The sequence below is a fragment of the Stenotrophomonas sp. YJH_SMC_135 genome (assembly GCF_059372355.1).
Window position 1 is genome coordinate 196,920 of sequence record NZ_JCAFVN010000006.1, and the last position, 26,329, is coordinate 223,248.

The following is a 26,329-nucleotide window of genomic DNA, read 5'->3' on the forward strand; positions in this document are numbered from 1 at the left end:
AATCTCCGTTCCTGTAGTGCTGTCCACCCTAGGAGCTTCCACCATGGCATTTCCCACCGCCGTCAACAGCCAGATCACCGATTCGGTCTCGCAGGTCAACACCAAGGTGCTTGGTGATGCGCCGGCCATCGCAATGGGCAACCTGTTCGTGGCCACCAGCCAGGCGCTGTCCAACGCCGCGCACAACGCCACCAACAACCAGCAGCAGTCCTACGTGACCATGCAGGCGTCGACCACCCAGGGGGTGTCCACGCTGTATGCGATCGACACCGCCTCCAACGGCGTGGCCACCCGCGAAATCCTGGGCCTGCGCTGACGTGTCGGCCCGGCGTGACGCCAACCACCGCGCCCCCGCCCAGGGCGGCGTCACGTCGGGCCCCTGATCGATGGCCGCATCGCCCGCCACCGGCTACCTGCTGGCAACCACCAGCGCCGGATCCGGTGTGGCGATCGCCCTTGCCCCCTCGTTCGCGATGTCCGCCACCTACCTGGCGATGGCCGACAGCCTCGGCCTGGCAATGCAGAACGCGGTGGCCAACCAGCAACGCGGCCAGGTGACCGCCGGCGCAAGCCTGGCCCAGGTCCTGGCCCTGATCATCCAGAAGGGAGCCGTTCCGTCATGAGCAGTGAGAACACCGTCAACAGCCAGATCGTCGACAGCGTCAGCGCCGCCTCGACGTTGCTGGTGGCCCAGGGTCCGGCGCAGTCCTTCAGCATGCTGGACATGGTGATGCTGGAGACGCTGGGCACCGCCATGCACAACGCCGTCGCGCGCCAGCAGGGTGCAGGCATGGTCAGCAACGCAGCGGTGACAGCCACCTGCGCGAAGATGATCAACGCTCCCTGGCCGGTTCCGCCACCCGCTCCGGAACCCCCTCCGCCGCCACCACCGCAGGTCATCCCCCTGCCCGGCCCGGTGCCGGCGCCCCCTTCGCCTGCGGCGGTGATCGCCGCGGCCACCGCAGAAGGAAAGACCGCCATCAGCGTCCTGCAGGCACAGACCCACGGTGCCACTGCCGACGCTGCGGCCGCTACCAGCAGCCTGCATGCACTCCAAACGCTTGCAGGCAATGCGGCAGCGCCCGCGCCCGGTCCTGCGCCCGACCCCGCGTCCGGTCCGGATCCGGACGCAGGTCCCGCCCAGGATCCCGCGCCAGACTCCCCTTCCCCTTCCCCGGCGGACGACGCTGACGCCGGGGCCTGACAGACTGCAGGCCGCCTGCGGCCCCACCCGCCCATCAAGGAGCCCGTATGGACCCGAGCAACGTCAACGCCCAGATCATCGATGTGATCAACCAGGTGCAGACGGCCACCATGTCAGCGACCGTCGTGACGACCAGTGGTGCCGGCAAGGCCTACCAGTCGGTGGCCCAGTCTGCGGCGATCGCCGTACAGGATGCCGCCGACGCCCTGCGCAATGTCTCAACCATCGCGACCACAGCGGCCGGCGTGGCCATGGCCCAGTACCTGGCGACGGGGGACGAAAAGTATGCAAGGGTGCTCACGCAGGCGCAGAACATGATGCAGGGGGCCACCGCCGACTTCAACCGCGTCGGCAATGCCGCTGCGACCGTCCTCAAGGAATTTCCGGCCCAGTGAGGCCGCCAGGAGATCCACGCATGAGCATTTTCATTGCCGGTCGTTCCATCCCCCAGGCCAACCTGATCAGTCAATCCTGCAGGCATGTCCTTCAGTTCATCGACGGCGGCGAGCACTGGTTGAAGTGGGCCATGGAATCGCATGAGCACTGCTACGCCTTCTCCGACGAGGGCACGATGCTCGATGGGGTGCAACAGGGCCTGCACGGTTCGCGCATGACATGGTTGCCGCGCACCGGGTTGCAGATCGGCCCGGTCAAGCTGCTCAGCCTTGGTGCCAGCGACCTCGGTGCCCTGCGCAACATGGAGTTTGATGACGAGACACGCCTGTCGCACAACGAGGCACAGCGAGTGCTGGAAAAACACCGGCTGCTGACCAACGCCGAGCTCGGCGCCTCGCGCGCGTTCCTGGCTTCGATCGGCGCGGCCGACGCCCCCCTGCTGCAGCAGCTGGACTTTCGCGAATCGGTGGCGCTCCACCAGCTGGCCCGTGAGGTGGACATGTCCGCAGCAGGGCGCGACGACCTGGCCGCCGCTGCCGGCTTCGCGCTGCTGCACGCGCGCAGGCCCATCGAGTTTGCCGACTACTTCCGCTTCTACCAGCGGGTGAGCGCAGGGGGTGGCAGCCGCGAGCATCGGCTGACGCGTGCCACCCGTGCGTTGCAGCAGGTGCTGCCGATCCTGTTCGGCTTCCTGGACGGGCCGCAGCTGCCACAGTTGCCGTCGCCAGAGCAGGTGCGCGAGGCGATCGACGCAAGCCTGGCCGCGAACCGGCAGATCGGCTACGCCCGCATCTCGCTGGCCGCCCAGCAGATGGCGGCCTGCTTCGACGACGAACCCGAACTGCTGCAGGATGACAGCCGGTTGCGCGAGGCCGCGCGGTGGCAGCTGCGCGATGCGCAGGAATTCCTCAACGAACATCCGGTTTCCCGTGGCCGGCTCGGCCAGGACGGTGCCAGCGTGCAGTTCGCGATCGATGGTTCCAGAGCGAAGGCGCTGATACAGGTGGAGGACAATGTGATCACCCTGCAGGATTACCGCCGAACCCGCCGCTACCTGGGCGATGAAGCGCGGGTGGATTATCAGAAGGATGCAGTGTGAACCCGGCTCCGGCGCCAGATGGCGATGGCGTGCAGGCAGCAACAGAGGCCTTTGCTTCGGCAGCCGGCGCGGCCGTTGCTGCCGGACGCCTGGCGGCCCGGCAACAGGCGCAGAAGATCCTGGCCGATGCCCAGGCGGCATTGCGCCACATCCTGGGGGAGCGCAGCGACGGTGTTCCCCCCTCATCCCCAGCAGGAGCACCGACGATGACCTTCCCGACCCCGCTTCCCGGCAAGCCCACTCCCGCCCATCCGGCGGGCAGAACCCCGATGGAGATCGCCCAGGAACTGGCGGACGCCGCAATGGCTGCCAGTGAAGAAGGCATCCGCACCGCGATGAAGGTTTCGCAACGCGCGGTCGAGGCCGCCGCCGAGGCCGCGCGATGCGCGGACGAAGCGGCCGAACAGGCCGTGCAGCGCGCTGCCGAAGCCAACGCGCGCTGACGCCGCATCTGCCATCCCAACGCCCCGGGCAGGCCCGCGCCTGCACCGGGGCGTTGCTTTTACTGGTGCGGGCTTCGCCGGTAGCTGCGCGGGCTGACCCCTACCGCGCGCCGGAAGCTCTTTTCGAAGTGGCTCAGGTCACCGAAGCCGACCTGCAGTGCGACATCGGTAATGCGCAGGCGCTGCCCATCCCGCAGCAGCTGCTTGGCGTGCTCGATGCGCAGTTGCTGCAGCAGCAGCTTGAACGTCGTGCCCAGCTCGCTGCGGAACAGGAATCCCAGGTGTGACTGGCTGACGTGGGCCTGGCGAGCGAGGTCGCCCAAGGTGAGCGGCTCCGCGGCATGGTCCTTCAGGTAGGCCAGGGCGCGTTTCAGGCCGTCGTGCAGGCCTTCATGCGCTGCGCGCGGCGTATCCGGCTGCGCGGGCGAAGGACCGACGGTCTGCTCAACCGCGGGCAGCCGTTGCGGAGCGCGCCCGGCATCGCTGGCAACGTGGCCCGCAGCCAGATCCGGCGCGTGGCGTGCGAGATCCTCACGACGGATGCATCGGCCACCGGTCATCACCGCCAGCCGGACCACCACCCGCTCCATTTCCAGCAGATTGCCGGGCCAGTCGTGCGCGCACAGGGCTTCCAGCACATCGTCGCCCAGCACGCGGGGATTGAATCCATGCAGCTCCAGCGAACGCGCCGCCAGCGCGCCGATGTCCTCCACCCGTTCGCGCAGCGGCGGAATATCCACGATCAGGAACTCCAGCCCGGCCAGCAGGGCGCGCGAGAACTGCTTCTCTCTCACCCGTTGTTCCAGGTCCGCGCTGGTCGACGCGATCACCCGTATCGGGCCGGCCGCCAGCGCTTCAGCTTGAGCGGCAGGCAGCCCACGCATGCGATGTGACAGCTGCCCCTGCAGCGGCACCGGCAGTTCGTCGACTTCGTGGAAGTACAGCGTCCCGCCCTGTGCGCGCGCGAACCAGTCGCTGGCTTCGCCCAGCGGGTGAACACAGTTCACCTCCACAAACGGGCCCTGCCGGGAAGGGCCGCCACTGTGCAGGGCGGCGGCCAGCTCCATCTTCTCGGTACCAAACTCGCCGCGCAGCAGGACCGGCAACGGGCTGGCCGCCGCGCGTTCCACGAATTCATCCATCTGCTTCAGCGCCTCGCCGGCGCCGACCAGCAACAGCGGCCGGCTCAATGCCTGTTCGGCCCAGGCCTTGGCTTCGTAGCGCTTGATCAGATGCGCGCAACGCTGGGCAAACTGCTCCCCCAGCGCCAGGGCACTACCATCCAGCCGGCCCTTCTCGCCCTCCAGGTGCAGCTCACCCAACACCTCGCCGCCATAGCGGATGGGAACCCGCTGCAAGGAAACCTCTTGCCCGGACGCAGCTGGCAACCCGGCAGCTGCCCCTGCCACCGCACCACGCAACCGCACTTGGCCACCCCGCATCACCTTGTGCTGGGACAGCTCCTTCACGAACGCGCCCAGCAGCTCGGGCAATGACGGATAGGGCCGATAAGCGCGCTGCAGCATCTCACTGACTTGCCTGTGCATCGAAACTCCCCTTTGGAATGGCGACCCGATGCATCTGCAACGGGCGATCTCGCGATGCAGGCCCTCCGGCATCATCGCGGGATGCTGCGACGTCCACGCCGCATGCCGTACCCGCTGGTCGCACCGCTGGTGCCGTGCACGCTGTCCGCTCCCGCAGTGCCGGGAACTGCCATCGCTGCTGGAGGTCGGCAAGGCGGACGTCGTCCAGGCCGGGGTCGTGCGCCACAGGGCGGCACTTCCTGTGACGCGGCGCTCCCTGTGTTCCGGCCATCGCGTCCCTGGATTATGGGAAACGAGTTTCCAGAAAATAAGCATGATAATGACGTGAATATCCGCGCCGGATATTTGTCGCCCGCGTTTCCGTGCGCCGAGCACCGCAAAGCAGGTGAAGGCAAGGCGCCGGGATTCCATCCACGCTGATGATCAACCCGTCTGAGCGAACCAGGGGCGGGCACGTATTGCGCCGCCGTGACGGCTGCACCGCCTGCTCGCCCAGGCCCGCAGGCCACCGCGCCTGCCTGCCGCGCCGCCTCCCCCGATCAATGACCCATCGACCAGCAGAAGATTGCGCACCACGCACGCGTGGCATGCCTTCCGCTGCACCCGGCCTGTCGGCATACTCGCGCTCCCGACCGCAGCACGATCAAGGAGATCGACCGCATGGACCGCACCCCGCCACCCGTGCCCCCCAGGAACTACCTGATGTGGGCCATCCTGAGCATCATCGCCGGCTTCTGGCCGTTCGGCATCGTCGCCACCGTCTACGCCAACCGCAGCACGTCACTGGTCGCCAGCGGCCAGATCGGCGCGGCCACCGAGGCTTCGCGCAAGGCGCTGCGCTGGATGATCGCCTCCTTCCTCACCCTGCCACTGTGCCTGGCACTGATGATCGGCTATGCCCTGATCGCGCGCGGCATGGCCTGAAAGCCTGCCGTCGCCGTCGCGCCATGATGAATGGCAGGCGCGCGCGGCGGTGGCGGCGGCCCATCCCGCTCCTCTATAGTCAGTCCAGCTCGGCAGGCATGGTGCCTGCCCTCGAATCACAGGGAGTTGGACATGGGTCTGGTACAGGCGGTGAAGGGTGCGGTGGGTGGTGTGCTGGCCGACCAGTGGAAGGACTTCTACACCGTGCCCACGGGCCTGCCCTCGACGGCGGCCCTGTTCGCGGCGGTACCGCGCGGCACCAATGCCGGCCGCGGCTCCAATACCAGCGGCTCGTCCAACATCATCACCAACGGCTCGAAGATCATCGTGCCGGAGGGCTACGGCCTGCTGCTGTTCCAGGACGGCGCGATCACCGCGTTCGTCGCCGAACCGGGTGGCTACGAGTGGCGTTCGGATGATCTGAACTCGCAGTCGATCTTCGCCGGCGACGGCCTGGTCAGCACCTTCATCAAGCAGAGCTGGGAGCGCTTCAAGTTCGGCGGCCAGCCGGGTTCGCAGCAGGCGGCGTATTTCGTGTCGCTGAAGGAACTGCCGGACAACCGCTTCGGTACCCAGTCGGAAATCTACTGGGACGACGGCTTCCTCAATACCCAGGTCGGTGCGGTCACGCGTGGCTCGTACACGCTGAAGATCGTCGACCCGATCCTGTTCGTGAAGAACTTCGTGCCGGCCAGCTACCTGCAGCCGGGCCAGGTGTTCGACTTCACCGACCTGGACAACGCCGCCGCCAGCCAGCTGTTCAATGAAGTGGTCGGTTCGCTGGCCCCGGCCTTCAGCCTGTACACGAACGACCCGGGCAAGGGCAACCGCATCACCAAGCTGCAGCAGGATTCGCTGGGCTTTGCACAGAGCCTGTCTGCCGCCGTCGAGCAGGGCTACCAGTGGAAGTCCGACCGCGGCCTGGCCATCGTCAAGACCGCCATCGTCTCGATCGAGTACGACGCCAACACCCGCGAACTGCTGAAGACCGTGCAGCGCGCCGATGCCCTGTCGGGTTCGCGCGGCAATTCCAACCTGCAGGCCAGCGTCGCCCAGGGCATCCAGTCGGCCGGCGAGAACGGCGGAGCGGCTGGCCTGGTCGGTGTCGGCATGGCCTCGGGCATGTTCGGTGTCGGCGGCATGCAGCAGCCGGTCGCCCCGGCTGCCGACGACCCGGTGGCCAAGCTGAAGAAGGCCAAGGAAATGCTGGATCTGGGCCTGATCACCCAGGGCGACTATGACGCCCTGAAGGCCAAGGCACTGGGCCTGTAACAGCAGGACGCACAACGAACATGTCCGATCCCCGAAACGGCCCGCCGCCGCTGCCCGGATCCGTACCCGCGACGCCGCCGCCCTTGCCGGCGGCGTCGTTGGATGGGCCCGGTTCGCCGCAGGACGTCCCTCCCCTGCCCGGCAGCTTCCCGCTGGACACCTCGAAACTGCCACAGGCCATCCGTGATGAAGTGGAAGCGCCCGACCCGGTGGCCATCGATACGTCGGCCAGCGAGCTGAAGGACGGCCTCAACCGCTGCCCGAAGTGCGGTGCCACCGACATCCGGCCCAAGGCCGGCACCGACATCCTGGTCTGCCTGTACTGCCGTCACGAATGGCATGGCGCACGCGTCGAGGAAGAGTTCGGCCTGGGCGAGGCCATCGACCAGCTGCGCGGTACGGTCATTGCCTCTGGCGCACGTGACATCGACGCCGACACCTCGGCACTGATGACGTTCAAATGCACCGGGTGCGGCGCTGAAGTCACGGTCAATACCGAGAGTACGATGACGGCGCGCTGCCACTGGTGCCGCCATGTGTTCGGCGTCAACGAGCAGATCGCCAACGGCGCGGTGCCCGATGCAGTGCTGCCCTTCCATATCAGGAAGGACGATGCGGTCGCGCGCATCCGCCAGTTCGTCGACAAGCGCCGCATGTTCGCGCTGAAGGCATTCAAGGACCAGTTCACCCCGGAAAACGTGGTGGGCGTGTTCCTGCCCTACATGATCGTCGACAGCAATGTCAGCGCGGCCGTGGCCGGCAAGGGTGAGATCCAGACCCGGCAGTACACCGTGGGCAGCGAGAAGAACAAGCGCACCCTGTACGACGCCGATGTCTACCAGGTCGAGCGCCAGGTCGACTTCACGGTCGATGACCTGCCACTGGAATCCTCCGCCGAGCGCGGGAATCTCGATACCCGCGCCAACACCAACAACATCATCAACACCATCCTGCCGTTCGATACCAAGAACGCGGTGAAATGGAACGCCTCGTACCTGACCGGCTTCACCTCCGAAAAGCGCAACCTGGATGTGGAAAAGCTGCGGCCGCGGCTGGAGGACCAGCTGCTGTCGATCGCCCGCGCACAGGTGGAAGGTTCGGTGAAGCGCTACAACCGTGGCGTGCGCTGGGAACAGGAGCAGCTGGAGGTGCATGGCACCCGCTGGGTGTCGATGTACCTGCCGGTGTGGTTGTACTCCTACCACCAGCCCGGCAAGAACGGCGGCATGCTGCACTACATCGCGGTGAACGGCCGTACCGGCGAAACCATGGGCAGCGTGCCCGTGCAGCAATGGAAGATGCTGCTGGCGGCACTGGCCACCGGCACCGTCATTGAAGCCCTCGCAATTGCCTTCCTGGTGGCATCGACATGAGCGACGACAGTGGCCTCTGGCTGTTGGCGGCAGGTCCGGCCGGCGCAACCGCGCTGTACTGGGCGCTGTACCGCTATTACCGCAACACCGACAAATCGCACTCCTTCGAGCACGAGACCGCCATCGAGGCCAAGCCGGTCACCGGCTCGGACCAGCAGGTAGGCCGGGTTACCGGCACCGAGGAAAAGCGTATCCGCGGTGACAATGTGTATGAGTACCGGAAACGGGTGGTCAGGGTAAAGCCCGACCCGTAGCGCCAGGCCCTGCCTGGCTGCGGGTAGTACCGGCCGCTGGCCGGCATTCCTTCGGTTCCTGGGTGCCAAGTGGGAGCCGGCCAGCGGCCGGCACTACCCTTCGCTGGGCTGCCGCCGCGCACACCCTCACACCGTCTCCCGCCCCACCGGTTCGATACTCGCGCGGTCCACCCTTCCGAGGATGCTGCAATGGCTGCCGTGCTCGCCCGTACCTGCCTGTCCGCGCTGTGCTGGCTGGCCCTGCCCGCCCTGGCCCAGGACGCCTCGTTCGGCTTCGGCGAACAGACCACCCACACCGACCAGACCACGCAATCCAGCAGCACCCAGACCCAGAGCAGTGGCGCGGTGACCACCCAGACCACCACCAGCGGGAGCTCGCAGTCCGGGTCACGCAGCGAAAGCAAAGAGATCGACGTGGGCTTCGGTTTCCACGACGACAACGACGACTGGGGCCGCGACCGCCACCGTGGCGGCCGCGATGTGCGCGACAGCGATCTGTTCGGCAGCTGGACGCTGGGCCAGGAGAACGGCAACACCTGCTCCATCGAGCTGAAGAACATCGAGTGGTTCGGCGGCTACAGTGCCTACGTGCCCGCCGGCTGCCCGGATGGCTTCTTCTCGGCCAACCGTTGGGTACTGTCGGGCAACCAGCTGCTGCTCACCGACACCAGCAACACCGTGTACGGGCGCTTCCGCGCGTCAGGCGGTGGGCGCTGGACGGGCTACCGTGAATCGGATGGGGCGCGTTTGTACCTCAATCCCAAGGGGCACTGATCGCGCCGTGCACGCAATGGGCACGCGCTGATCGGGAAGATCAGGCGTCCGCCCCGCCCCGCCGCCGAAATGTCCGCTCCCACCGGTTCCCGTCTGGTCATCTATGCCGCCCTCGCGGGCAACCTGGCCATTGCCATCGCCAAGTTCATCGCTGCCGGCATCTCCGGCAGCTCGGCCATGCTCAGTGAGGGCGTGCATTCGCTGGTCGACACATTGAATGAACTCCTGCTGCTGTACGGGCTGCGCCGTGCCGGCAAGGCGCCAGACCCGGTACATCCATTCGGGTATGGCCGCGAGCTGTACTTCTGGAGCTTCATCGTCGCCCTGCTGGTGTTCGCCGCTGGCGCCGGCGTCTCGGCGTACGAGGGCATCCAGCACATTCGCCGGCCGGAGCCGGCTACCAACCACGCGTTGAGCTACAGCGTGCTGGGCATTTCCATCCTCTTCGAGGGGGCCTCCTGGTGGGTGGCGCTGCGCGAGTTCCGGCGTACCAAAGGCAGACTTGGCTACTTCGAAGCCTTCCGCCGCAGCAAGGATCCGTCCACCTTCACCGTACTGCTGGAAGACAGCGCTGCGTTGCTCGGGCTGGGCTTCGCGTTGATCGGCCTGGTGGCCGCGCAGGTGCTGGATATGCCGGTGCTTGATGGCGTGGCGTCGCTGTGCATCGCCGGCGTGCTGGCCGCAACCGCCTTCCTCCTGGCCCGTGAAACCAAGGGCCTGCTGGTTGGAGAGCCTGCCCATCCTGCGGTGGCCGAGCGGATCATGGCGGTGGCCGAAACCGATCCGGACCTGCGTCGCGCGAACGGCGTGACCACCATGCAGATGGGACCGGAACAGGTCGTGGCCATGCTCAGCGCCGAGTTCGAGGACGATCGGCACACCCCACAGATTGAAGCCTGCATCACCCGCATCGAAACGGCGGTAAAGCGCGAGTATCCGGAGCTGGTGGCACTGTTCATCAAGCCGCAGACGCCCGAGGTCTACGCCGCCCGGCGCGCCACGCTGGCGGCACCGCCCGCGCCGGAATGACGCTGCGTCTGCGCCCGTTTCACCAGTCCAATGCCACAGTGCCACCAACATCTGCCCGAGCCTGCCTCTACCGTGCCGGATTGGTTGCCCGCCTCTCTTCAGATCCTCCCGCGCAGCTTCTACCGGCGCCCGCCCGTCGAGGTTGCGCCCGAGCTGCTCAGCAAACTTCTGGTCCGTGACGATGGCCGAACGGGTCGCATCGTTGAAGTCGAAGCGTACGCGGGCAGCGTCGATCCGGCGGCGCACTCCTATCGCGGGCAGACGCCGCGCACGGCCAGCATGTTCGGTGAGGCCGGCCACCTGTATGTCTACTTCACCTACGGCATGCACTGGGGCAGCAACGTGGTCTGCGGAGAGGTCGGTGAAGGCGTGGCGGTGCTGCTGCGGGCCGTCGAGCCGCTGGCGGGCCTTGAGCGCATGCACGAGCTGCGCCCCGCCGCGCGCCGGGACCACGATCTGGCCAGCGGCCCCGGCAAGCTCTCGCAGGCATTCGGGCTGGACCGCAGTTTCGACGGCGCCGACCTGGTGACTGGCAGCCATGGCATCGTGATCGCAAGCGATGGGACCCCGCCTCCGTCCGACCCGGCAATTGGTCCACGCATCGGCATCACCCGCGCGGTCGATTTTCCTTGGCGCTGGCACATCCGTGACAATCGTCACGTATCGATTCAGCCACGGCGTACTCCCGCCCCTGCGAGGAAACGATGATGACCCCGCTCGACAAACCACTGCGACGCGAACTGGACATCGATGGCCGGCCCCATACCCTCACTGTGGACCCCGAAGGCCTCAAGCTGGTCGAAAAGGGGCGACGCAAGGGCATCACGCTACGCTGGCAGGACCTGGTATCCGGCGATGCCGCACTGGCCACCGCCCTGCAGGCATCGCTCCAGCAACACTGAGCGGGCGCGGCACCTCACATCGGCATCACTCCGCCATGGCGATACATAACGCGATGCGCACTAGCGTAGCGCCAGCCAGCCGCCGCAACCGCCCTCGCCACCCAGCCCTGAAAAGCGCCATGGACGAAGCCGAACGTCTGCTCGAAATCGACCGACTGCACCTGCTGGATACGCCCCCTGAGCCGGTGTTCGATGCCATCGTCGCCGCCGCCCGCGCCGCGACCGGCATGACCATGGGACTGATCACCGTGGTGGCCGAAGACCGGCAGTGGTTCAAGGCCAATATCGGGCTGGAGGGCGTCACCGGAACGGCCCGCGAGATCTCCTTCTGCACGCATGCGATCCGCCACGACGAGCTGTTCGAGATACCCGACGCGCGCCAGGACCCTCGCTTCTCGACCAATCCCCTGGTGACCGCCGGGCCGCGCATCCGGCATTACGCCGGCATCCCGCTGGGCTCGGCCCATGGTGCACGCATTGGCACGCTGTGCCTGCTCGACCCGATGCCCGGCGTGCTGTCCCCCTCCCAGCGCGAACTGATGGTGCATCTGGCGCGGGTCACCACCCAGGTGCTGGAACAGCGCAGTACCCTGATGGCGCAGGTTGGCCAGGCGAAAGCGCTGCATCGCGAGCTGAAACGCAGCGAAGACTTCCTGGAGCGGACCAACCGCGCCGCCCGGGTGGGCGGCTGGGAGATGGACCTGGTCACCAACGAAGTGCGCTGGACCCGCGAGACCAAGCAGCTGCACGGCGTGCGCAGCAACTTTGAACCGACGCTCGACACCGCGCTGTCGTTCTATCGCGAAGACAGCCGCAACATCATCCGCGCGGCAGTGCAGCGTTGCATCGACGAAGGCACGTCCTGGGAGGTGCAGCTGCCAATGACCACCGCCGACGGGCGCGCGATCTGGACCCGGGTGGTCGGCAGCCGGCAACAGGTCGACGGCCATCCGCGCCTGGTCGGGGCGATCCAGGACATCACGGACGAGCGAGCCGCGCTCGACGCGCTGGAAGCGAGCGAGACCCGCTACCGGCGGCTGTTCCACTACAGCCTGGGCCTGATCTGCACCCACACGCTGGACGGGACATTGACCTCGGTGAATCCCGCGGCGGTGCAGTCGCTGGGCTTCGAGGAAAGCCAGATGGTCGGGCGCAGCCTGTGCGACCTGATGCCACCGGAAAAACGCGAGGGCTTCAAGGCCTACCTCGCTCGGATCCAGGCGAACCACACCGACGCTGGCGTGATCGAGCTGATTGCCGCCGACGGTACGCGCCACTACTGGGCGTACCACAACGTGCTCGACAGCGAGGCCAGCCCGCCCTACGTGCTGGGGCATGCACAGGACGTCACCGCGCTGAGGATGCAGGAGCAGCAGCTGCGCGAAATGTCCTTCAAGGATCCCCTCACGCAGTGCTACAACCGGCGTTACCTGCACCGGCTGGATGAACTGATTGATGAGCGCTGGGCCTGCGTGATGTTCGATCTGGACCACTTCAAGCACATCAACGACACCCAGGGCCACCGCCGCGGCGACGCCGTCCTGGTCGAGTTCGCCACCTTCCTGCGCTCGCCACTGGGCAAGGAGGAGACGGTGGTGCGGCTGGGCGGCGACGAATTCATGGTGGTACTGGTCGCGCCCGCGGATGGCCGGTTGAGCGAACTGGAGCACTGGTACCAGGACCACGCTGCGCTGTCGCCCAGCGCTTTCTCGATGGGTGCAGCCATCAATACGGCCGGTGAGCCTGTGGCCGACACCATCCAGAAGGCGGACAGCCGCCTCTACCGGACCCGCGCGCGCGTGCGCCGCGAGCGGCGCGAAGGCCCTGCCGCGCGTTGATCACGCCGCCCGCACCGTCACCCACGTCGGCGCGTGGTCGCTGGCCTTCTCCTGCAGACGCACCCAACGGTCGACGCCAGCGTCCTTCAGTCGCTCCGCCAGTACGGGATTCAGCAGAAGATGATCGATGCGCAGCCCACGGTCGCGCTCCGCATGTTGGCGGAAATAGTCCCAGAAGGTGTAGATCGTGGCGTCGCCGTGCACCTTCCGCAGCGCATCGGTCCAGCCCTGCGCGAGCAGCCGCTCGAAGGCATCGCGAACCTCGGGCTGGAACAGCGCATCGCGCCGCCAGGCCTTGGGGTCGTAGACGTCGGCTTCGGTGGGAATCACGTTGAAATCACCCAGCAGCAGCGCCGGGTGCGGCAGCTCGACCAGGCTGCGTGCATGCCGGATCAGGCGTTCCATCCAGCGCAGCTTGTAGTCGAACCTGGGTCCGGGCTGCGGGTTGCCGTTGGGCAGGTAGAGGGCACCCACGATGACGCCGTGCACCGCCGCCTCCAGGTAGCGACTCTGCGTATCCTTGGGTTCGCCCGGCAATCGGCGGCGGCTCTCGACCGGCATGGTCCCCCGGGCCAGCAGCGCCACGCCGTTCCAGCGCGCCTCACCTTGCCAGAGCGCACCGTACCCAGCCTCCTCCAATGACGCAGCCGGAAACGCCGCGTCGGTCGCCTTCAGTTCCTGCAGGGCAACCACGTCCGGCGATTCCCTGTGCAGCCAGTCCAGCAGCTGTGGCAGGCGCGTGCCGATGCCGTTGACGTTGAACGTGGCAATACGAAGCGTCTTGCGTCGGGCCATGCAGGAAGCCTCCTCGGTGCCGGGAATGAGCATTCACTCTGCGCGCCCGGGCATGCACGAGCCGTGGATGCCACGTCATGATGCGGTGCCATTCGTTTCACGAACCGCTGCCACGCGCGACAGCAGGCTGGTCACCCGTGAACAGTGCCGGAGAAGCCCATGGCGGTGCGTCCACTGCGCGCCATCTACCAGATCGACCCCTACCTGTTCCGCGACAGCGACGGCCGCGGCTGGGGCACGCTGGATGGCATCACGGAAAAGCTGGACTACCTGCAGTGGCTTGGCATCAGCCATGTCTGGCTGCTGCCGTTCTACTGCAACGCCGGCCGCGATGGTGGCTACGATGTCACCGATCACTACCGTATCGATCCACGCCTGGGCGACGAGGCCGCGTTCCAGCGCCTGGTCGATGCCGCCGACGCACGTGGCATCGGCATCATCGTCGAACTGGTGATGCAGCACACCGCCAGCGCGCACCCGTGGTTCGTCGCCGCGCAGCAGGGTGACCCGGCCTGGCGCCGCTGGTACCTGTGGAGCGACCACATGCCTGACGACGGCCTGCAGCCGATGTTCCCGCCGATCGAGGCCTCTGTCTGGACCTGGGATGCCGAGGCCGGCGCGTTCAACCGGCACATGTTCTACCGGCACGAGCCAGACCTCGACCTGGCGCATGCGCCGGTACGCGAGGAACTGCTGCGGGTAATGACGTTCTGGCTGCAGCGCGGCGTGGCCGGCTTCCGCGTCGACGCGGTCCCGTACATGGTCGAGCGCGCCCGCCACGCGGACCCGCGCGACGACGGGCTGTGGCTGCTGGAGGCGATGCGCGCGACGGCAGACGCACAGCAGCCAGGGCTGCCGTTGATCGGCGAAGCGGATGTCCGCGCGTCCCACTACGGTGACTTCCTGTGCCACGGGCGGCGGCTTTCGCACCTGCTGGATTTCCACCTCAACAATCACTTCTTCCTGGCACTGGCACGCGGCGATGCCAGCGAAGTGGCGCGGGTCATGGCCGAGTACGGCCCGCACGCGCCGCCGGACACACGCATTGCCTGGCTGCGCAACAATGATGAACTGGACCTGGAGCAGCTGGAGCCGGATGAGCGCGAAGCGGTGATGGAACGCTTCGCTCCTGAGCGTGGCATGCGCATCTATGGCCGTGGCATCCGCCGCCGGCTGGCACCGATGCTGGAGGGCGACATCGCATGGCAGGCCATGGCCTGGGCGGCGCTGCTGTCGCTGGGCCAGGTGCCGGTGATCCGCTATGGCGAAGAGATCGGCCTCGGTGATTGCCTGGAACTGCCCGAACGCAATGCCGTGCGCATGCCGATGCACTGGCATAACGGCCCAGGGGCTGGGTTCACCGACGAACCGCGGCATGCCTGGCGCGCGCCACCGGCAGACGGCCCCTACGGTTACCGCACGGTGAACGTCGAGGCGCAACGCGCGACGCCAGGTTCACTGCTGCTGCGGGTGCGCGAGCTGCTGCAGCAGCGCAATGCACATTCCGTGCTGCAGCAGGGTCCTCACACGCTCGACCCACCCTCACCTGCGCTGCTGATGCTCCGCTACGGTGAGGCACCTCATCAGGCACTGGCACTGATCAACTTCGGCGACGAGCCGGTCGAGGTGGACGTGCCCCTGCGCGGCCCGCTGAACACGCTGGTGGGCCACGGCGCCAAACTGCAGGGTCGCCGCTGCTACCTGCAGGGCCATGGCTATACGTGGCTGGCTGCCGAGGGTGCCTGAGTGCGCAGCGCAGGCAGTACGTGTTCGGCGAAGTCGTCGATGAAGCGTTCCTGCTCGCGGTTCACGTTGTGCAGGTAGATGCGATCGAACCCCAGGGACTGCAGCTCCTGCAGCCAGGCCCGATGCTGGCCCAGGTCTGCCGAGACATGCACGTGCTCGCGCACCACCTCGGCGCTGACCGATCGGGCCTGTGCTTCGAACTGTTCGGGCTGGTCCAGGCCTTCGGCCAGTTCCGGCGGCAGCACGTTGGCGCTCCACTGCTCCATCGCGCCTTCCAGCGCCGCCTGTTCGGCGCGCGCGTAGGAGAGCTTGGCCTGCAGGTACATCGGCTTGCCCCTGCCGCCGCCGTCCTCGAACGCCGCCACCACACGCCGCAACTGCGCCAATGGCTGGCTGATGGTGATCAGGCCATCGGCCCAGCCCCCCATCCAGCGTGCGGTTTCCTCGGTGACGGCCGCACCCAGCAGCGGCAGGGGAAGCGCCGGGCGACTGTAGAGCCGTGCCTGGCGCACCCGGAAGCCACCGTCGTGGTCGACCTGCTCGCCGCCCCACAGCCGCCGCATCACCTCGGCCGCATCGCGCAATGCCTTCTGCCGCTCGCGCTTGGCTGGCCACGGCTGGCCGGTGATGCGCTCGTTCAGGGCCTCGCCGGTACCCAGCGCCAGCCAGATCCGGCCCGGCGCCAACTGCTCCAGCGTCGCCGCTGCCTGTGCCACCAATGCCGGGTGCTGGCGCAGCATCGGGCAGGTCACCATGCCCAGGGTCAATGCGCTCTGCACCGCCAGCGCGCCGGCCCATACCCAGCTGTGGCCGGACTGCCCTTGCGCGGTCGTCCACGGGTGGAAATGGTCCGAGCACATCAAAGCCTCGAATCCCGCCTGTTCGGCGCGCAGCGCCAGGCCCAGCAAGGTGGCGGGCGGGAACTGCTCATGCGATGCGTGGTAGCCGATGGTCATCACGGATTCCGTGCGGGGACTGGACACGATGGCAACACCCCTCCAGCTAAAACGGCGTCATGGAAACGAACACTTCCTGCATCGGGCATCGACGCTGGGCTATCGCCGAAGGCTACATTCCAGCCTGGAGCAACGGCCCGTCGCCGGAGATGCAGAGTCACGAGACCTGCTGCGTCCTCAATGCGGGCAACGAGGACGCGCATGTCACGCTGACCCTCTACTCCGAGGACCGCGATCCTGTCGGTCCCTACCGGATCACCGTGCCAGCACGACGCACCTGCCACCTGCGCTTCAACGACCTGCAGGATCCGGCGCCGGTACCACGCGGCACCGGCTTCGCCACCCTCATCGAATCCGACCAGCCGATCATCGTGCAGCACACGCGGCTGGATTCACGGCAGCCGGCCAACAGCATCATGACCACGATCGCCCATCCGTTGTGAAGCACCGTGCGCAGTCGTCCACGCTGCCACGACACCGCGCCCTCCGGCCGTTTACCCGCTCCGAGCGAGACTGCCGCCAGGTTCCCTTTCGGAGAGTGACGATGGCCCTGCCCGACTACCCACGTCCGCCCTTCCCGGCGCAGCAGCAATCCTTCCCCGGCAAGACCGCGCAGATGCAGCCGCGGCCGGACCACGGCGAGGACAGCTACCGCGGCCATGGCCTGCTGCAGGGCAAGAAGGCACTGATCACCGGCGGTGACAGCGGCATCGGCGCAGCGGTGGCCATCGCTTTCGCGCGCGAGGGTGCCGACGTCGCCATCGCCTTTCTTGATGGCGAGCAGGACGACGCCCGCCATGTGCAGCAGCAGATCGAACAGGCCGGGCGCAAGGCCGTGCTGGTACCCTGTGACATCAGCGACCCGGCGCAGGCGCGCTCGCTCGTCGACCGCGTGGCCAGCGAGCTGGACGGTCTCGACATCCTGGTCAACAACGCGGCCTACCAGCGCTACTACGAGCACTTCGACGACATCACCCTGGATGACTGGAAGCGGACGTTCGATACCAATGTCCATGCCGTGTTCAATCTGACGCGGTTGTGCGTGCCACACCTGCGCGGTGGCGGCGCGATCATCAACACCGCATCGGTCAATTCGAAGCGACCGACCCCGAACATCCTTCCGTACTCTGCGACCAAGGGCGCCGTCGCCAACCTGACGCTGGGGCTGGCGGGCCTGCTGGCCGAGCACCAGATACGCGTCAACGCCGTGCTGCCCGGCCCGATCTGGACACCGTTCATTCCGGCAGGCATGGCCGCCGAAGAGGTCGAGCAATTCGGCTCGCAGACGCCGTTCGGCCGACCCGGGCAGCCCGCGGAACTGGCCTCGGCCTACGTGATGCTGGCTTCGGACAGCGCCAGTTATACCTCCGGTGCCTTGCTGACCATCTCCGGCGGCGCGGCAACGCTGTGACCGCCCATGGCCGGACTGCCTGCCTGGATCGCGGATTGGCTGCTGGTGGTGGTACCGGTGGCCGAGGTGCTGGTCATTCTCGGGGTGGCCTGGCTGATGGTGCGTGCACTGGCGTGGCTGCTCGTGCAGGCCCGGCAGCGCGGCAGGCTGGCTCCAGAGCTTCATGTGGGCCTGCGCCGCGGCGGTGCATTGCTGCTGTATCTGGCGGCCGCGCTGCTGATACTGGAGCGGCTGGGCGTTTCGCGCTCGGTGCTGTGGACCGCGCTGACCGGGTTCATGGCGGTCGGTGCGGTGGCGTTCTTTGCCGCGTGGAGCGTGTTGTCCAACCTGTTCTGCTCGTTCCTGATCGTGGCTACGCGCCCGTTCCGCATCAACGACACGATCGAAGTGCTGGAAAGCGTGGACAAGCCGGGCCTGTGCGGCCAGGTGGTGGACATCAACCTGATCTACACCACGCTGAGTGACCGTGGCGAAGGCGCGCGCGGTTGCCTGCTGCGCGTGCCGAACTCGTTGTTCTTCCAGCGCATCACCCGGCACTGGGGTGACAGCGGCTATTCGCAGCTGCCGGGCAGCCTGCCGATAAAGGGCAAGGTGCGCTGAGCAGCTGTAGAGCCGAGCCCATGCTCGGCTCGCTGCGCGCAGCGCAGGGTGCGTCGCGGCCGAACGGAGCGCAGCCGAGCGTGGGCTCGGCTCAACAGGTGCCACAGCGGGCGACCCTACTCCGCTGCCAATGCCTGGATCGGGTCCAACTGTGCGGCATTGCGTGCCGGGAAGTAGCCGAAACCGAGCCCGATCGCAGACGAACATGCCAGCGCGGCGAGCACCGGCCCTGGCGTGAACAGGAAGGGCACCCCCAGCGACAGCAGGCTGGACAGCGCACCCACGGCGAAGGCCAGCAGTACGCCCAGCACGCCACCGGACAGGCAGATCAGCACCGCCTCGATCAGGAACTGGCGCAGGATGTCGCCCTGCCTCGCCCCCACCGCCAGCCGCACGCCGATCTCGCGCACGCGCTCCTTCACCGACACCAGCATGATGTTCATCACGCCCACGCCGCCAACCACCAGCGCCACCGCCGCGATCGCCGAAACCAGCGCCGCCATGGTCTGGCTGGATTTCATCACCGCCTTGCGGATCTGGTCCGAGTTGTAGATGAAGAAATCGCGACGACCGTGCAGGCGCTCCAGCTCGGCGCCCAGCGAGGCCTCGGCGGCATTGGTGGGTACGTTGTCGCGTACGCGCACGGTGATGCTCTCCAGGCGCTGGCTGCCCAGCAGCCGGGAGGCAGCCGACGTATAGGGAACGTAGACGGTTGGCGTGGCCCCACCGGCGAATGCATTGGCACCCACCACGCCGATCACCTCGACCGGCATGCCGCCCAGCAGCACCGTGCTGCCGATAGGGTTGCCAGCGAACAGTGCCTTCGCTGCCTTCTGGTCGACCACGCCCACTGCCCGATGCGCCTCCACCTCGGCATCGGTGAAGAACCGGCCGGCCCTCAGGCGCAGCCCGCGCACGCGCGGCAGATCGGCACCGGCGCCCAGTACCTGCGTATTGGCTCGTCGGCCGCCCTGCAGTGCTGCTACCGAACCGCTGAGGTTGGGGCTGACACTGTCCACGTAACTCAGGGCGGCCAGGTGATCGGCATCGCCTACCACCAGCGTCTCGATCTCCGCCGAGCGCGGGTCACCGAAATCGGCGCCCGGGAAGATCTCCAGCGTGCTGGCGCCCAGCTCGTTTATCTGCGCCTCGACCTGCGCCTGCGCGCCTTTGCCCAGCGCAACCACGGTCACCACCGCGGCCACGCCGATGATGATGCCGAGCATGGTCAGCAGGGTGCGCAGGCGATGGGCCAGCATCGAACGCACTGCCATGCGCGTCGCCTCGCGCACGGCATCGATGCGGGCGCGCCGCTCGGTAGCCGCCGTGGATGTGCGCGCCGGTGCGTCCGAACGCTGCCGCACCGAAGGGCCTCGCTCCTGGCGATCCGCCACCACACGCCCATCGGCGATCTCGATCACCCGTGACGCGTGGGCAGCAATCGCCGCATCATGGGTGACCAGGATCACGGTATGGCCCTGCGCATGCAGGCGCTTGAGCTCGGCCATCACCTGCCTGCCACTGGCATGATCCAGCGCGCCGGTCGGCTCATCGGCCAGCACGATCGCGCCGCCGTTCATCAGCGAGCGTGCGATGGAGACGCGCTGCTGCTGGCCGCCGGACAACTGGCTGGGCCGGTTCGCGGTCCGCTCGCCCAGGCCGAGCGTTTCCAGCAGCAGGCGGGCACGCGTGGTGCGCGCATCGGCCTCCACCCCGGCATAGACGGCGGGCAAGGCCACGTTCTCGGTGGCACTGAGGTTCTCCATCAGGTTGTAGCGCTGGAAGATGAAGCCGAAGTGCTCGCGGCGCAGGCGCGCCAGCTGGTCAGGCGACATCTGCTCGGTCGCAGCCCCCTCCACGCGGTAGCTGCCTTCGGTCGGCCGATCCAGGCAGCCCAGGATGTTCATCAGCGTGGACTTGCCCGAACCCGAGGGGCCGATGATGGCGATGAACTCGCCGGCATCGATGCGCAGCGAGACCTCCTTCAGCACCACCACCTCGCCGGCGGCCGAGCGATAGGCGCGGGATACGCCCTTCAATTCCAGCAGTGCGTCGGCCATGCTCACATCCCCAGCAGGCTGGTGGGTTCAGCATCGCCACCGCTGGGCGCCTGGCCGACCACCACGTTCTCGCCCGCTTCCAGGCCAGAGAGGATCTGCACGGCGGTGGCGGTGCGCAGGCCGGTAGTCACAGCGCGCTCGTGGGCGCGGCCTTTCGCATCGACTACCCGCACGGTTGCGCCGTTGCCGTTCTTGTCGTCGGACTCGCCCAGGGCGGTCAGCGGCACCTGCAGTGCATTGGCCACGCTTGCCAGCTGGATCGTCACCTTCACCGTCATCGAGGGCTTCAGCATCAAGCCCGGATTGGCCACGTCGAACAGCCCCGCGTAGTACACCGCTTTCGGCGTCTGCGCCGATCCGCCGCTGTTGCCGCTGGTCGCGTCGGCAATCGACGACGGCGCTGGCTCAAGCTGCTGCAGGTGCGATTCATAGCGGCGCCCGCTCGGCCCCAGCGTCGAGAACCACAACGGTTGGCCGGGTGCGATCAGTTCCACGTCAGCCTCGGCGATCTCGGCGCGCACCGTCATCGTGTCCATCTGTGCCAGCATCACGATGGTCGGCGTGGTCTGCATCGAGTTCAGCGTCTGCCCCGCCTTGGTGACGATGGCCACGATGTAGCCCGCGGACGGCGACACGATACGGGTGTAGCCCAGGTTGATGCGGGCGGTTTCCACCTGGGTCACCGCCTGGTCGATCTGCGCCTGCAATGCAGCGGCATCCGCGCGCGCCGCATCGCGCGCCACACGTGCCGCTTCGAAGCCTTCCTGCGAGACCAGCCGCGACGCCACCAGCTGCGACTGGCGATCGTACGTGCGAAGGGCCTGGCGGTAGCGCGCCTGGCTGGCCGCATGTTGCGCACGCAGCGCGTTGGCGGCGGCTTCGGCACTGCGCAGGGCAATGCGCTGCGGTTGTGAATCCACTTCGGCAATCAGGTCGCCGGCCTGCACGTGCTGGCCCAGCACCACATGCAGGCGCGTGACCTGCCCGGAGACCTGCGCGCCCACGGCCACCAGTTCTTTCGGATTGACCCGGCCGACCGCCTGCACGGTCTTTTCCAGACGGGCGACCCTTGCCGGTGCGGTGATCAACGCGGCATCCTCGCCATCGGCAAACGCCCACCAGCAACCGCCGCCGGCAAGAACGGCCAGCGTTGCGGCAATGATCCAGGTCCTGCGGTTGTTCATCGAAACTTCCGGGGGTGCGTGCAGTCGCCCGGTGCGACCGCCAGGGCCGCAGTCTGGAAGCCCCAGGTGGATGTTTCTTGGAGCCGCTGTGGAGATTGGATGGAGACGCGACCGCCGTTCAGGGACCGCGTCGGCCGCTGAATCCATGGCGCGGCTCCACGCAATCTCGACACAATCTCGACCAAGTCTCCATCAACGGTCGCTAGCCTCGGCGGCCTCGCCGACTGCCAGCCTGCCGTGCCCCTTTCCTACCCGGACCTGCCACCCCTCGATGTGCGCCGTGCCTACTTGGCGTGGTGTGCGCCTTCGCCGTGGTTGATCGCACTGGTGCTGGCATCGACCAGCACATGGATGTGGGTCGCACCGTATCCGCTACTGCCGTTGCTGGCCGGCTTCGGGGCCGGCGCCCTGCTGGGGTTCCGCAGTGACGGGCCCGGACGCACCCGCCGCTCCGGGTCGCTCGCATCGCTGGCCTTGATCGGCCTGGCGTTCTGGTCGGCAACACCTCCGGCCGCCAACGTCAACCTGCATCTGCTGCTTGCGCCCGCCACCGCCGTGGTCGCCGCCCTGCTGGCAGTGCGCCTGCGCGCCATCGTGGGCATGGCCTCGCGGCTGCAGGCCCGGGTGAACGCCCCCCCCATGGCCTCGCGCTGGAACGCGCTGCCTGCCGCGGTGTCTACCCTGACGCTGCAGCAGCTGCGCGGCGCGGGTTCGGTGGACCCCAGCCTGCAGCGCTCGCTGGTGCTGGCCACGCTGGCCTGGGCGGCCAACGAAGAGGCGCAGGCCAGGGAACGCCGACGATGACCCCGTCCCTGTCCCGCCCTGCCCGCCCTTGGCCTCGAACCTGCCGCTCGCAATGAAACACCAACTCCGTAACCGACAGCCGCCCTTGGTGCTGATTGCCGAAGATGAGGGCGAGATCGCCGACATCCTCGGTGCCTACCTGGCCCGTTCGGGCCTGCGCAGCGCACGCGCCGCCGACGGTGAGGCGGCGCTTGCCAGCCACCGCCAGCTGCGCCCGGACCTGGTACTGCTGGATGTGCAGATGCCCAAGCTGGATGGCTGGCAGGTGCTGAGCGAACTGCGGCGTCGCGGCAACACGCCGGTGATCATGCTCACCGCGCTCGACCAGGACGTGGACAAGCTGACCGGCCTGCGCGTGGGCGCTGACGACTACGTGGCCAAACCATTCAATCCCGCTGAGATCGTTCCGCGCATCCAGGCCGTGCTGCGCCGCAGTGCCCGCAGCGTGGCTGAAGAACCCACCGGGCTGATCCGCCAGGGCCCATTCGAGATCGACCTGCGCAGCCACGAAGTGACGGTCCGCAACGGCGAGCAGGCGCACGCACTGAACTTCACCCTCACCGAATTCCGGCTGTTGGTGCACATGGCGCGCGCGCCGCGCCAGGTGCATGCGCGGGTGGACCTGCTGCACGCCTGCCTGCCCGAGGGCGATGCGCAGGAGCGCACCGTCGACAGCCATGTCAGCAAGCTGCGGCGCAAGCTCGAGGATGTCGGCGTGATCGGCATTCCCGCCACCATCCGTGGCGTCGGCTACCGCTTCCTGGACTGAATGATGACTGCGAAAGGCAAGAGCATCGGCCGCCAGATCAGCCTGTCGATCACCGTGGCCTCGCTGTGTTCGACGGTGCTGTCGATCAGCGGCTTCTACCTGTTCTACTACCTGCTGGAGGTGTTCTATCCGCGCTGGTATGACGAGCCGAAGTCCATGATGCCCTCCGGGCTGGAGTGGCTGTGGATCGGCCTGACCGCCACCGTGGTGGTGGCGTTGGCCACCCTGATCGCGTCTCGCCTGACCCGGCGCATCATCACCCCGTTGAATTCGGTGGCCGCAAGCCTGCGTCGCGTGGCCAGCGGTGACCTGGAGGCGCGCGCACGCGGCGGCGACACCTCGATGGCCGAGGCCGCCACGCTGGTCAACGACTTCAATTCCATGGCCGAGCGGCTCAGCCGGATGTCCGAGAACCGCGTGTTCTGGAACGCGGCCATCGCACACGAACTGCGCACGCCGATGACCATCCTGCGTGGCCGCCTGCAAGGCATCGCCGAAGGTGTATTCGAGCCGGGCCCCGAGCAGTTCAACAGCATGCTCACCCAGCTGGAGGGACTGACCCGCATCATCGAGGACCTGCGCGTGGTCAGCCTGGCCGAGAGTGGCCACCTGGATCTGCGCCTGCAACGCAGCGACGTCAGCGTGCAGGTGGCGGCGGTGGTGGAGGCGATGTCCGAGGCGCTGACCGAAAGTGGCTTCTCGGTGAGCCTGGACGCGCGGCCGTCGCTGGCGGACTGCGATCCGGCCCGCATCCGCCAGGCGGTGCTGGCATTGCTGGAGAACGCCCGTCGCCATGCCATCCCCTGCCCGCTGCGGGTGCGCGTCACCCTCGCTGAGGGGCACTGCGCGGTGGCCGTGGAAGATGGTGGCCCCGGCGTGCCGGACGACCTGCGCGACAGCATTTTCGAAGCCTTCCAGCGCACCGATGTGTCGCGCTCACGGCAGAGTGGGGGCTCAGGCCTCGGCCTGGCGGTCGTGCGTGCGATTGCCGTGGCCCATCACGGAACGGCGCAGTGCCGAGCTACCGAGCGTGGCGGCAGTTCGTTCGAGATCCGCTGGCCGGTGCACGTGCGCCGTTGAGGCCGTAGACGCTGCCCTGGTAGCGGCCCACCTTGGTGGGCACCACGCGCGTGGCTGAACGCCGCCGATTTCTCCACGCAATCTCCATCATCCCTCCATGCCCGCTCCAAAGGGCTGCAGATACTGGGCGCTACCCGGCAGATGGCAGGCATCCGTCCCCTGCCCTGTCCCCGAACCCCCCAGGCATCCCATGCAGCACCCCCACGATCCAGCGGCCGCCGCCGGCAGCATCGGCCAGCAGAATGCGGCCGCCACGCTCAAGGCGATCCTGCGCACCTACCCCTGGCAGCTCACCGGCACGTTCTCGCTGGTGGCGCTGGAGAACACCCTGCTGCTGGCCTATCCGTTGTTCGCCGGCTTCGCGGTAGACGCGATCATCAGCGGCAACATCGGCCATGCCATCTCCTATGCCGGCGTGGTACTGCTGTTCTGGCTGGTGGGTGCCGCCCGTCGGGCGGTGGATACGCGCACCTTCACCCGCATCTATGCCGATCTGGCAGTGAGCGTGGTGCAGGCGCAGCGCCGGTTGGGCCAGGCGACGTCCACTTCGGCGGCACGCGTGGTGCTGGCCCGCGAGTTCGTCGACTTCTTTGAAAAGCACGTGCCGATCATCGCCACCGCGCTGGCATCGATGTTCGGTGCGGTGGCCATGCTGCTGGCGATCGAGCCGATGGTCGGTGCCGCTGGCCTGGCCACCCTGCTCGGCGCCCTGCTGGTGCTGCCCTCGTTCGCACGCCGCAACGAGCAGTTGCACGGCCGACTGAACAACCGCCTGGAACACGAAATCCGGCTGGTCGACCGGGTCAGCCCCTCGGTGCTGCGCCGCCACTACACCACGCTGTCGCGCCTGCGCATCCTGCTGTCCGACCGCGAGGCCGGCGCCTATGTGGTGATCGGCCTGGCTGCCGCGGCATTGTTCGCGCTGACCATCGGTCGCCTTGCCACCAGTGAAGGCGTTACACCGGGCCACGTCTACGCGGTGATGACCTACCTGTGGACCTTCGTCGGCAGCCTGGACGATGCGCCGTCAATGGTGGATCAGCTTGCGCGGCTGAAGGATATCGGCCGCCGCGTCAGCCCCGGCATGGACGATGCGGAGCACAAGGGCGCCGCTTGACCGGTCGCTGCCCACCTTGGTGGGCACCGACGAGAGCAGCGCCAACCAAGGTTGGCGGCTACCGGGCCTGAGCGGTGTTGCTCTGGTAGCTGCCCACCTTGGTGGGTACCGACGGAAGCCAGCGCCAACCAAGATGGGCGGCTACCAGGCCTGAGCGGTGTTGCTCTGGTAGTTGCCCACCTTGGTGGGCACCGACGGGAGCCAGCGCCAACCAAGGTTGGCGGCTACCGGGCCTGAGCGGTGTTGCTCTGGTAGCTGCCCACCTTGGTGGGCACCGATGAAAGCCAGCGCCAACCCAGGTTGGCGGCTGCCGGGCCTGAGCGGCGTTGCTCTGGTAGCTGCCCACCCTGGTGGGCACCGACGGAAGCCAGCGCCAACCACGGTTGGCGGCTACCAGGCCTGAGCGGTGTTGCTCTGGTAGTTGCCCACCTTGGTGGGCACCGACGGGAGCCAGCGCCAACCCAGGTTGGCCGCTACCAGGCCTGAGCGGTATTGCTCTGGTAGTTGCCCACCTTGGTGGGCACCGACGGGAGCCAGCGCCAACCCAGGTTGGCCGCTACCAGGCCTGAGCGGTGTTGCTCTGGTAGCTGCCCACCTTGGTGGGCACCGATGGAAGCCAGCGCCAACCCAGGTGGGCGGCTACCGGGCCTGAGCAGCGTTGCTCTGGTAGCTGCCCACCTTGGTGGGCACCGATGGAAGCCAGCGCCCACCAAGGTTGGCGGCTACCAGGCCTGAGCGGTGTTGCTCTGGTA

General features: G+C 67.5%; 28 protein-coding genes. 23 read left to right on the forward strand and 5 right to left on the reverse strand.

The features are described 5' to 3' along the window. Positions 1-43: 43 nt before the first annotated feature. The 6 genes from AC5P98_RS18805 (at position 44) to AC5P98_RS18830 (ending at position 3,142) form a co-directional block, all read left to right on the forward strand. Positions 44-316, forward strand: coding sequence for a RebB family R body protein (locus tag AC5P98_RS18805; protein ID WP_005416651.1), 273 nt, complete (start codon positions 44-46; stop codon positions 314-316). Positions 317-386: 70 nt separating this feature from the next. After that, complete coding sequence (locus AC5P98_RS18810) at positions 387-623, forward strand: RebB family R body protein (protein ID WP_032957589.1); 237 nt, start codon at positions 387-389, stop codon at positions 621-623. After that, on the forward strand, positions 620-1,204 hold the full coding sequence (locus AC5P98_RS18815) for a RebB family R body protein (RefSeq protein ID WP_049406879.1): 585 nt from the start codon (positions 620-622) through the stop codon (positions 1,202-1,204). The genes AC5P98_RS18810 and AC5P98_RS18815 overlap by 4 nt, the downstream gene beginning before the upstream one ends. Positions 1,205-1,251: 47 nt before the next feature. Then, a complete protein-coding gene (locus AC5P98_RS18820; protein ID WP_046430815.1) occupies positions 1,252-1,599 on the forward strand; it encodes a hypothetical protein in 348 nt (115 codons plus the stop codon). Positions 1,600-1,619: 20 nt separating this feature from the next. Continuing rightward, positions 1,620-2,699: a hypothetical protein gene (locus AC5P98_RS18825; protein ID WP_049406877.1), complete on the forward strand. Its 1,080-nt coding sequence runs from the start codon at positions 1,620-1,622 to the stop codon at positions 2,697-2,699. Next, positions 2,696-3,142, forward strand: coding sequence for a hypothetical protein (locus tag AC5P98_RS18830; RefSeq protein WP_014647259.1), 447 nt, complete (start codon positions 2,696-2,698; stop codon positions 3,140-3,142). The genes AC5P98_RS18825 and AC5P98_RS18830 overlap by 4 nt, the downstream gene beginning before the upstream one ends. Before the next feature lie 59 nt (positions 3,143-3,201). Here AC5P98_RS18830 and AC5P98_RS18835 read toward each other — a convergent pair whose 3' ends face one another. Further along, a complete protein-coding gene (locus tag AC5P98_RS18835; RefSeq protein WP_049406874.1) occupies positions 3,202-4,689 on the reverse strand; it encodes an AraC family transcriptional regulator in 1,488 nt (495 codons plus the stop codon). Between the two features lie 660 nt (positions 4,690-5,349). Here AC5P98_RS18835 and AC5P98_RS18840 point away from each other — a divergent pair. The 9 genes from AC5P98_RS18840 (at position 5,350) to AC5P98_RS18880 (ending at position 13,055) form a co-directional block, all read left to right on the forward strand. Then, positions 5,350-5,613 (forward strand): CD225/dispanin family protein, encoded by a 264-nt coding sequence (locus AC5P98_RS18840; protein ID WP_041863485.1) that lies wholly within the window; start codon positions 5,350-5,352, stop codon positions 5,611-5,613. A gap of 132 nt (positions 5,614-5,745) precedes the next feature. Continuing rightward, a complete protein-coding gene (locus AC5P98_RS18845) occupies positions 5,746-6,885 on the forward strand; it encodes an SPFH domain-containing protein (protein WP_014647262.1) in 1,140 nt (379 codons plus the stop codon). Positions 6,886-6,905: 20 nt separating this feature from the next. Further along, positions 6,906-8,258: a membrane protein gene (locus tag AC5P98_RS18850; protein WP_049406871.1), complete on the forward strand. Its 1,353-nt coding sequence runs from the start codon at positions 6,906-6,908 to the stop codon at positions 8,256-8,258. After that, positions 8,255-8,512, forward strand: coding sequence for a hypothetical protein (locus AC5P98_RS18855; protein ID WP_014647264.1), 258 nt, complete (start codon positions 8,255-8,257; stop codon positions 8,510-8,512). The genes AC5P98_RS18850 and AC5P98_RS18855 overlap by 4 nt, the downstream gene beginning before the upstream one ends. A 189-nt stretch (positions 8,513-8,701) precedes the next feature. Beyond that, positions 8,702-9,286 (forward strand): AprI/Inh family metalloprotease inhibitor, encoded by a 585-nt coding sequence (locus tag AC5P98_RS18860; RefSeq protein ID WP_049406868.1) that lies wholly within the window; start codon positions 8,702-8,704, stop codon positions 9,284-9,286. Positions 9,287-9,355: 69 nt separating this feature from the next. Next, on the forward strand, positions 9,356-10,315 hold the full coding sequence (locus AC5P98_RS18865) for a cation diffusion facilitator family transporter (protein ID WP_049406865.1): 960 nt from the start codon (positions 9,356-9,358) through the stop codon (positions 10,313-10,315). Positions 10,316-10,387: 72 nt separating this feature from the next. Next, complete coding sequence (locus tag AC5P98_RS18870) at positions 10,388-11,023, forward strand: DNA-3-methyladenine glycosylase (RefSeq protein ID WP_049406897.1); 636 nt, start codon at positions 10,388-10,390, stop codon at positions 11,021-11,023. Then, positions 11,023-11,217, forward strand: a complete 195-nt coding sequence (locus tag AC5P98_RS18875; RefSeq protein WP_014647268.1) for a hypothetical protein — start codon at positions 11,023-11,025, stop codon at positions 11,215-11,217. Before AC5P98_RS18870 ends, AC5P98_RS18875 begins: the two co-directional genes overlap by 1 nt. A gap of 119 nt (positions 11,218-11,336) precedes the next feature. Continuing rightward, the gene (locus tag AC5P98_RS18880) at positions 11,337-13,055 is read left to right on the forward strand and encodes a sensor domain-containing diguanylate cyclase (protein WP_049406861.1); all 1,719 of its coding nucleotides are present in this window, start codon (positions 11,337-11,339) and stop codon (positions 13,053-13,055) included. On the opposite strand, the gene xth is transcribed toward AC5P98_RS18880, so the two are convergent. Further along, positions 13,056-13,850, reverse strand: coding sequence for an exodeoxyribonuclease III (gene xth / locus AC5P98_RS18885; protein WP_049406857.1), 795 nt, complete (start codon positions 13,848-13,850; stop codon positions 13,056-13,058). Positions 13,851-14,009: 159 nt separating this feature from the next. On the opposite strand from xth, the gene AC5P98_RS18890 reads away from it, so the two are divergent. Then, positions 14,010-15,596, forward strand: a complete 1,587-nt coding sequence (locus tag AC5P98_RS18890; RefSeq protein WP_049406855.1) for an alpha-amylase family protein — start codon at positions 14,010-14,012, stop codon at positions 15,594-15,596. Here AC5P98_RS18890 and AC5P98_RS18895 read toward each other — a convergent pair. Further along, complete coding sequence (locus tag AC5P98_RS18895; protein ID WP_049406852.1) at positions 15,566-16,552, reverse strand: TIGR03885 family FMN-dependent LLM class oxidoreductase; 987 nt, start codon at positions 16,550-16,552, stop codon at positions 15,566-15,568. The genes AC5P98_RS18890 and AC5P98_RS18895 overlap by 31 nt on opposite strands. 59 nt (positions 16,553-16,611) lie before the next feature. On the opposite strand from AC5P98_RS18895, the gene AC5P98_RS18900 reads away from it, so the two are divergent. From AC5P98_RS18900 to AC5P98_RS18910, 3 genes are all read left to right on the forward strand, one after another. Continuing rightward, entirely contained in the window at positions 16,612-16,995 is a 384-nt protein-coding gene (locus AC5P98_RS18900) for a sensory rhodopsin transducer (RefSeq protein ID WP_495230148.1), read from the forward strand. A gap of 101 nt (positions 16,996-17,096) precedes the next feature. After that, positions 17,097-17,963, forward strand: a complete 867-nt coding sequence (locus tag AC5P98_RS18905; protein ID WP_012480369.1) for a glucose 1-dehydrogenase — start codon at positions 17,097-17,099, stop codon at positions 17,961-17,963. 6 nt (positions 17,964-17,969) lie between these two features. Further along, positions 17,970-18,563: a mechanosensitive ion channel domain-containing protein gene (locus tag AC5P98_RS18910; protein ID WP_014647275.1), complete on the forward strand. Its 594-nt coding sequence runs from the start codon at positions 17,970-17,972 to the stop codon at positions 18,561-18,563. A 116-nt stretch (positions 18,564-18,679) separates the two neighbouring features. Here AC5P98_RS18910 and AC5P98_RS18915 read toward each other — a convergent pair whose 3' ends face one another. After that, on the reverse strand, positions 18,680-20,623 hold the full coding sequence (locus AC5P98_RS18915) for a MacB family efflux pump subunit (protein ID WP_049406844.1): 1,944 nt from the start codon (positions 20,621-20,623) through the stop codon (positions 18,680-18,682). A gap of 2 nt (positions 20,624-20,625) precedes the next feature. After that, a complete protein-coding gene (locus AC5P98_RS18920) occupies positions 20,626-21,807 on the reverse strand; it encodes an efflux RND transporter periplasmic adaptor subunit (protein WP_049406841.1) in 1,182 nt (393 codons plus the stop codon). A 237-nt stretch (positions 21,808-22,044) separates the two neighbouring features. Here AC5P98_RS18920 and AC5P98_RS18925 point away from each other — a divergent pair, with 237 nt between their 5' ends. The 4 genes from AC5P98_RS18925 to AC5P98_RS18940 all read left to right on the forward strand — a co-directional run bounded on the left by AC5P98_RS18925 (position 22,045) and on the right by AC5P98_RS18940 (position 25,577). After that, positions 22,045-22,611, forward strand: a complete 567-nt coding sequence (locus AC5P98_RS18925; protein ID WP_495230149.1) for a hypothetical protein — start codon at positions 22,045-22,047, stop codon at positions 22,609-22,611. Between the two features lie 52 nt (positions 22,612-22,663). After that, positions 22,664-23,380 carry a response regulator gene (locus AC5P98_RS18930; RefSeq protein ID WP_049406836.1) on the forward strand — a complete coding sequence of 239 codons (717 nt, stop codon included), beginning with the start codon at positions 22,664-22,666 and terminating at the stop codon, positions 23,378-23,380. 3 nt (positions 23,381-23,383) lie between these two features. Next, complete coding sequence (locus tag AC5P98_RS18935) at positions 23,384-24,460, forward strand: ATP-binding protein (protein ID WP_049406889.1); 1,077 nt, start codon at positions 23,384-23,386, stop codon at positions 24,458-24,460. A gap of 190 nt (positions 24,461-24,650) precedes the next feature. Then, a complete protein-coding gene (locus AC5P98_RS18940) occupies positions 24,651-25,577 on the forward strand; it encodes an ABC transporter six-transmembrane domain-containing protein (protein ID WP_049406833.1) in 927 nt (308 codons plus the stop codon). Positions 25,578-26,329 lie beyond the last annotated feature (752 nt).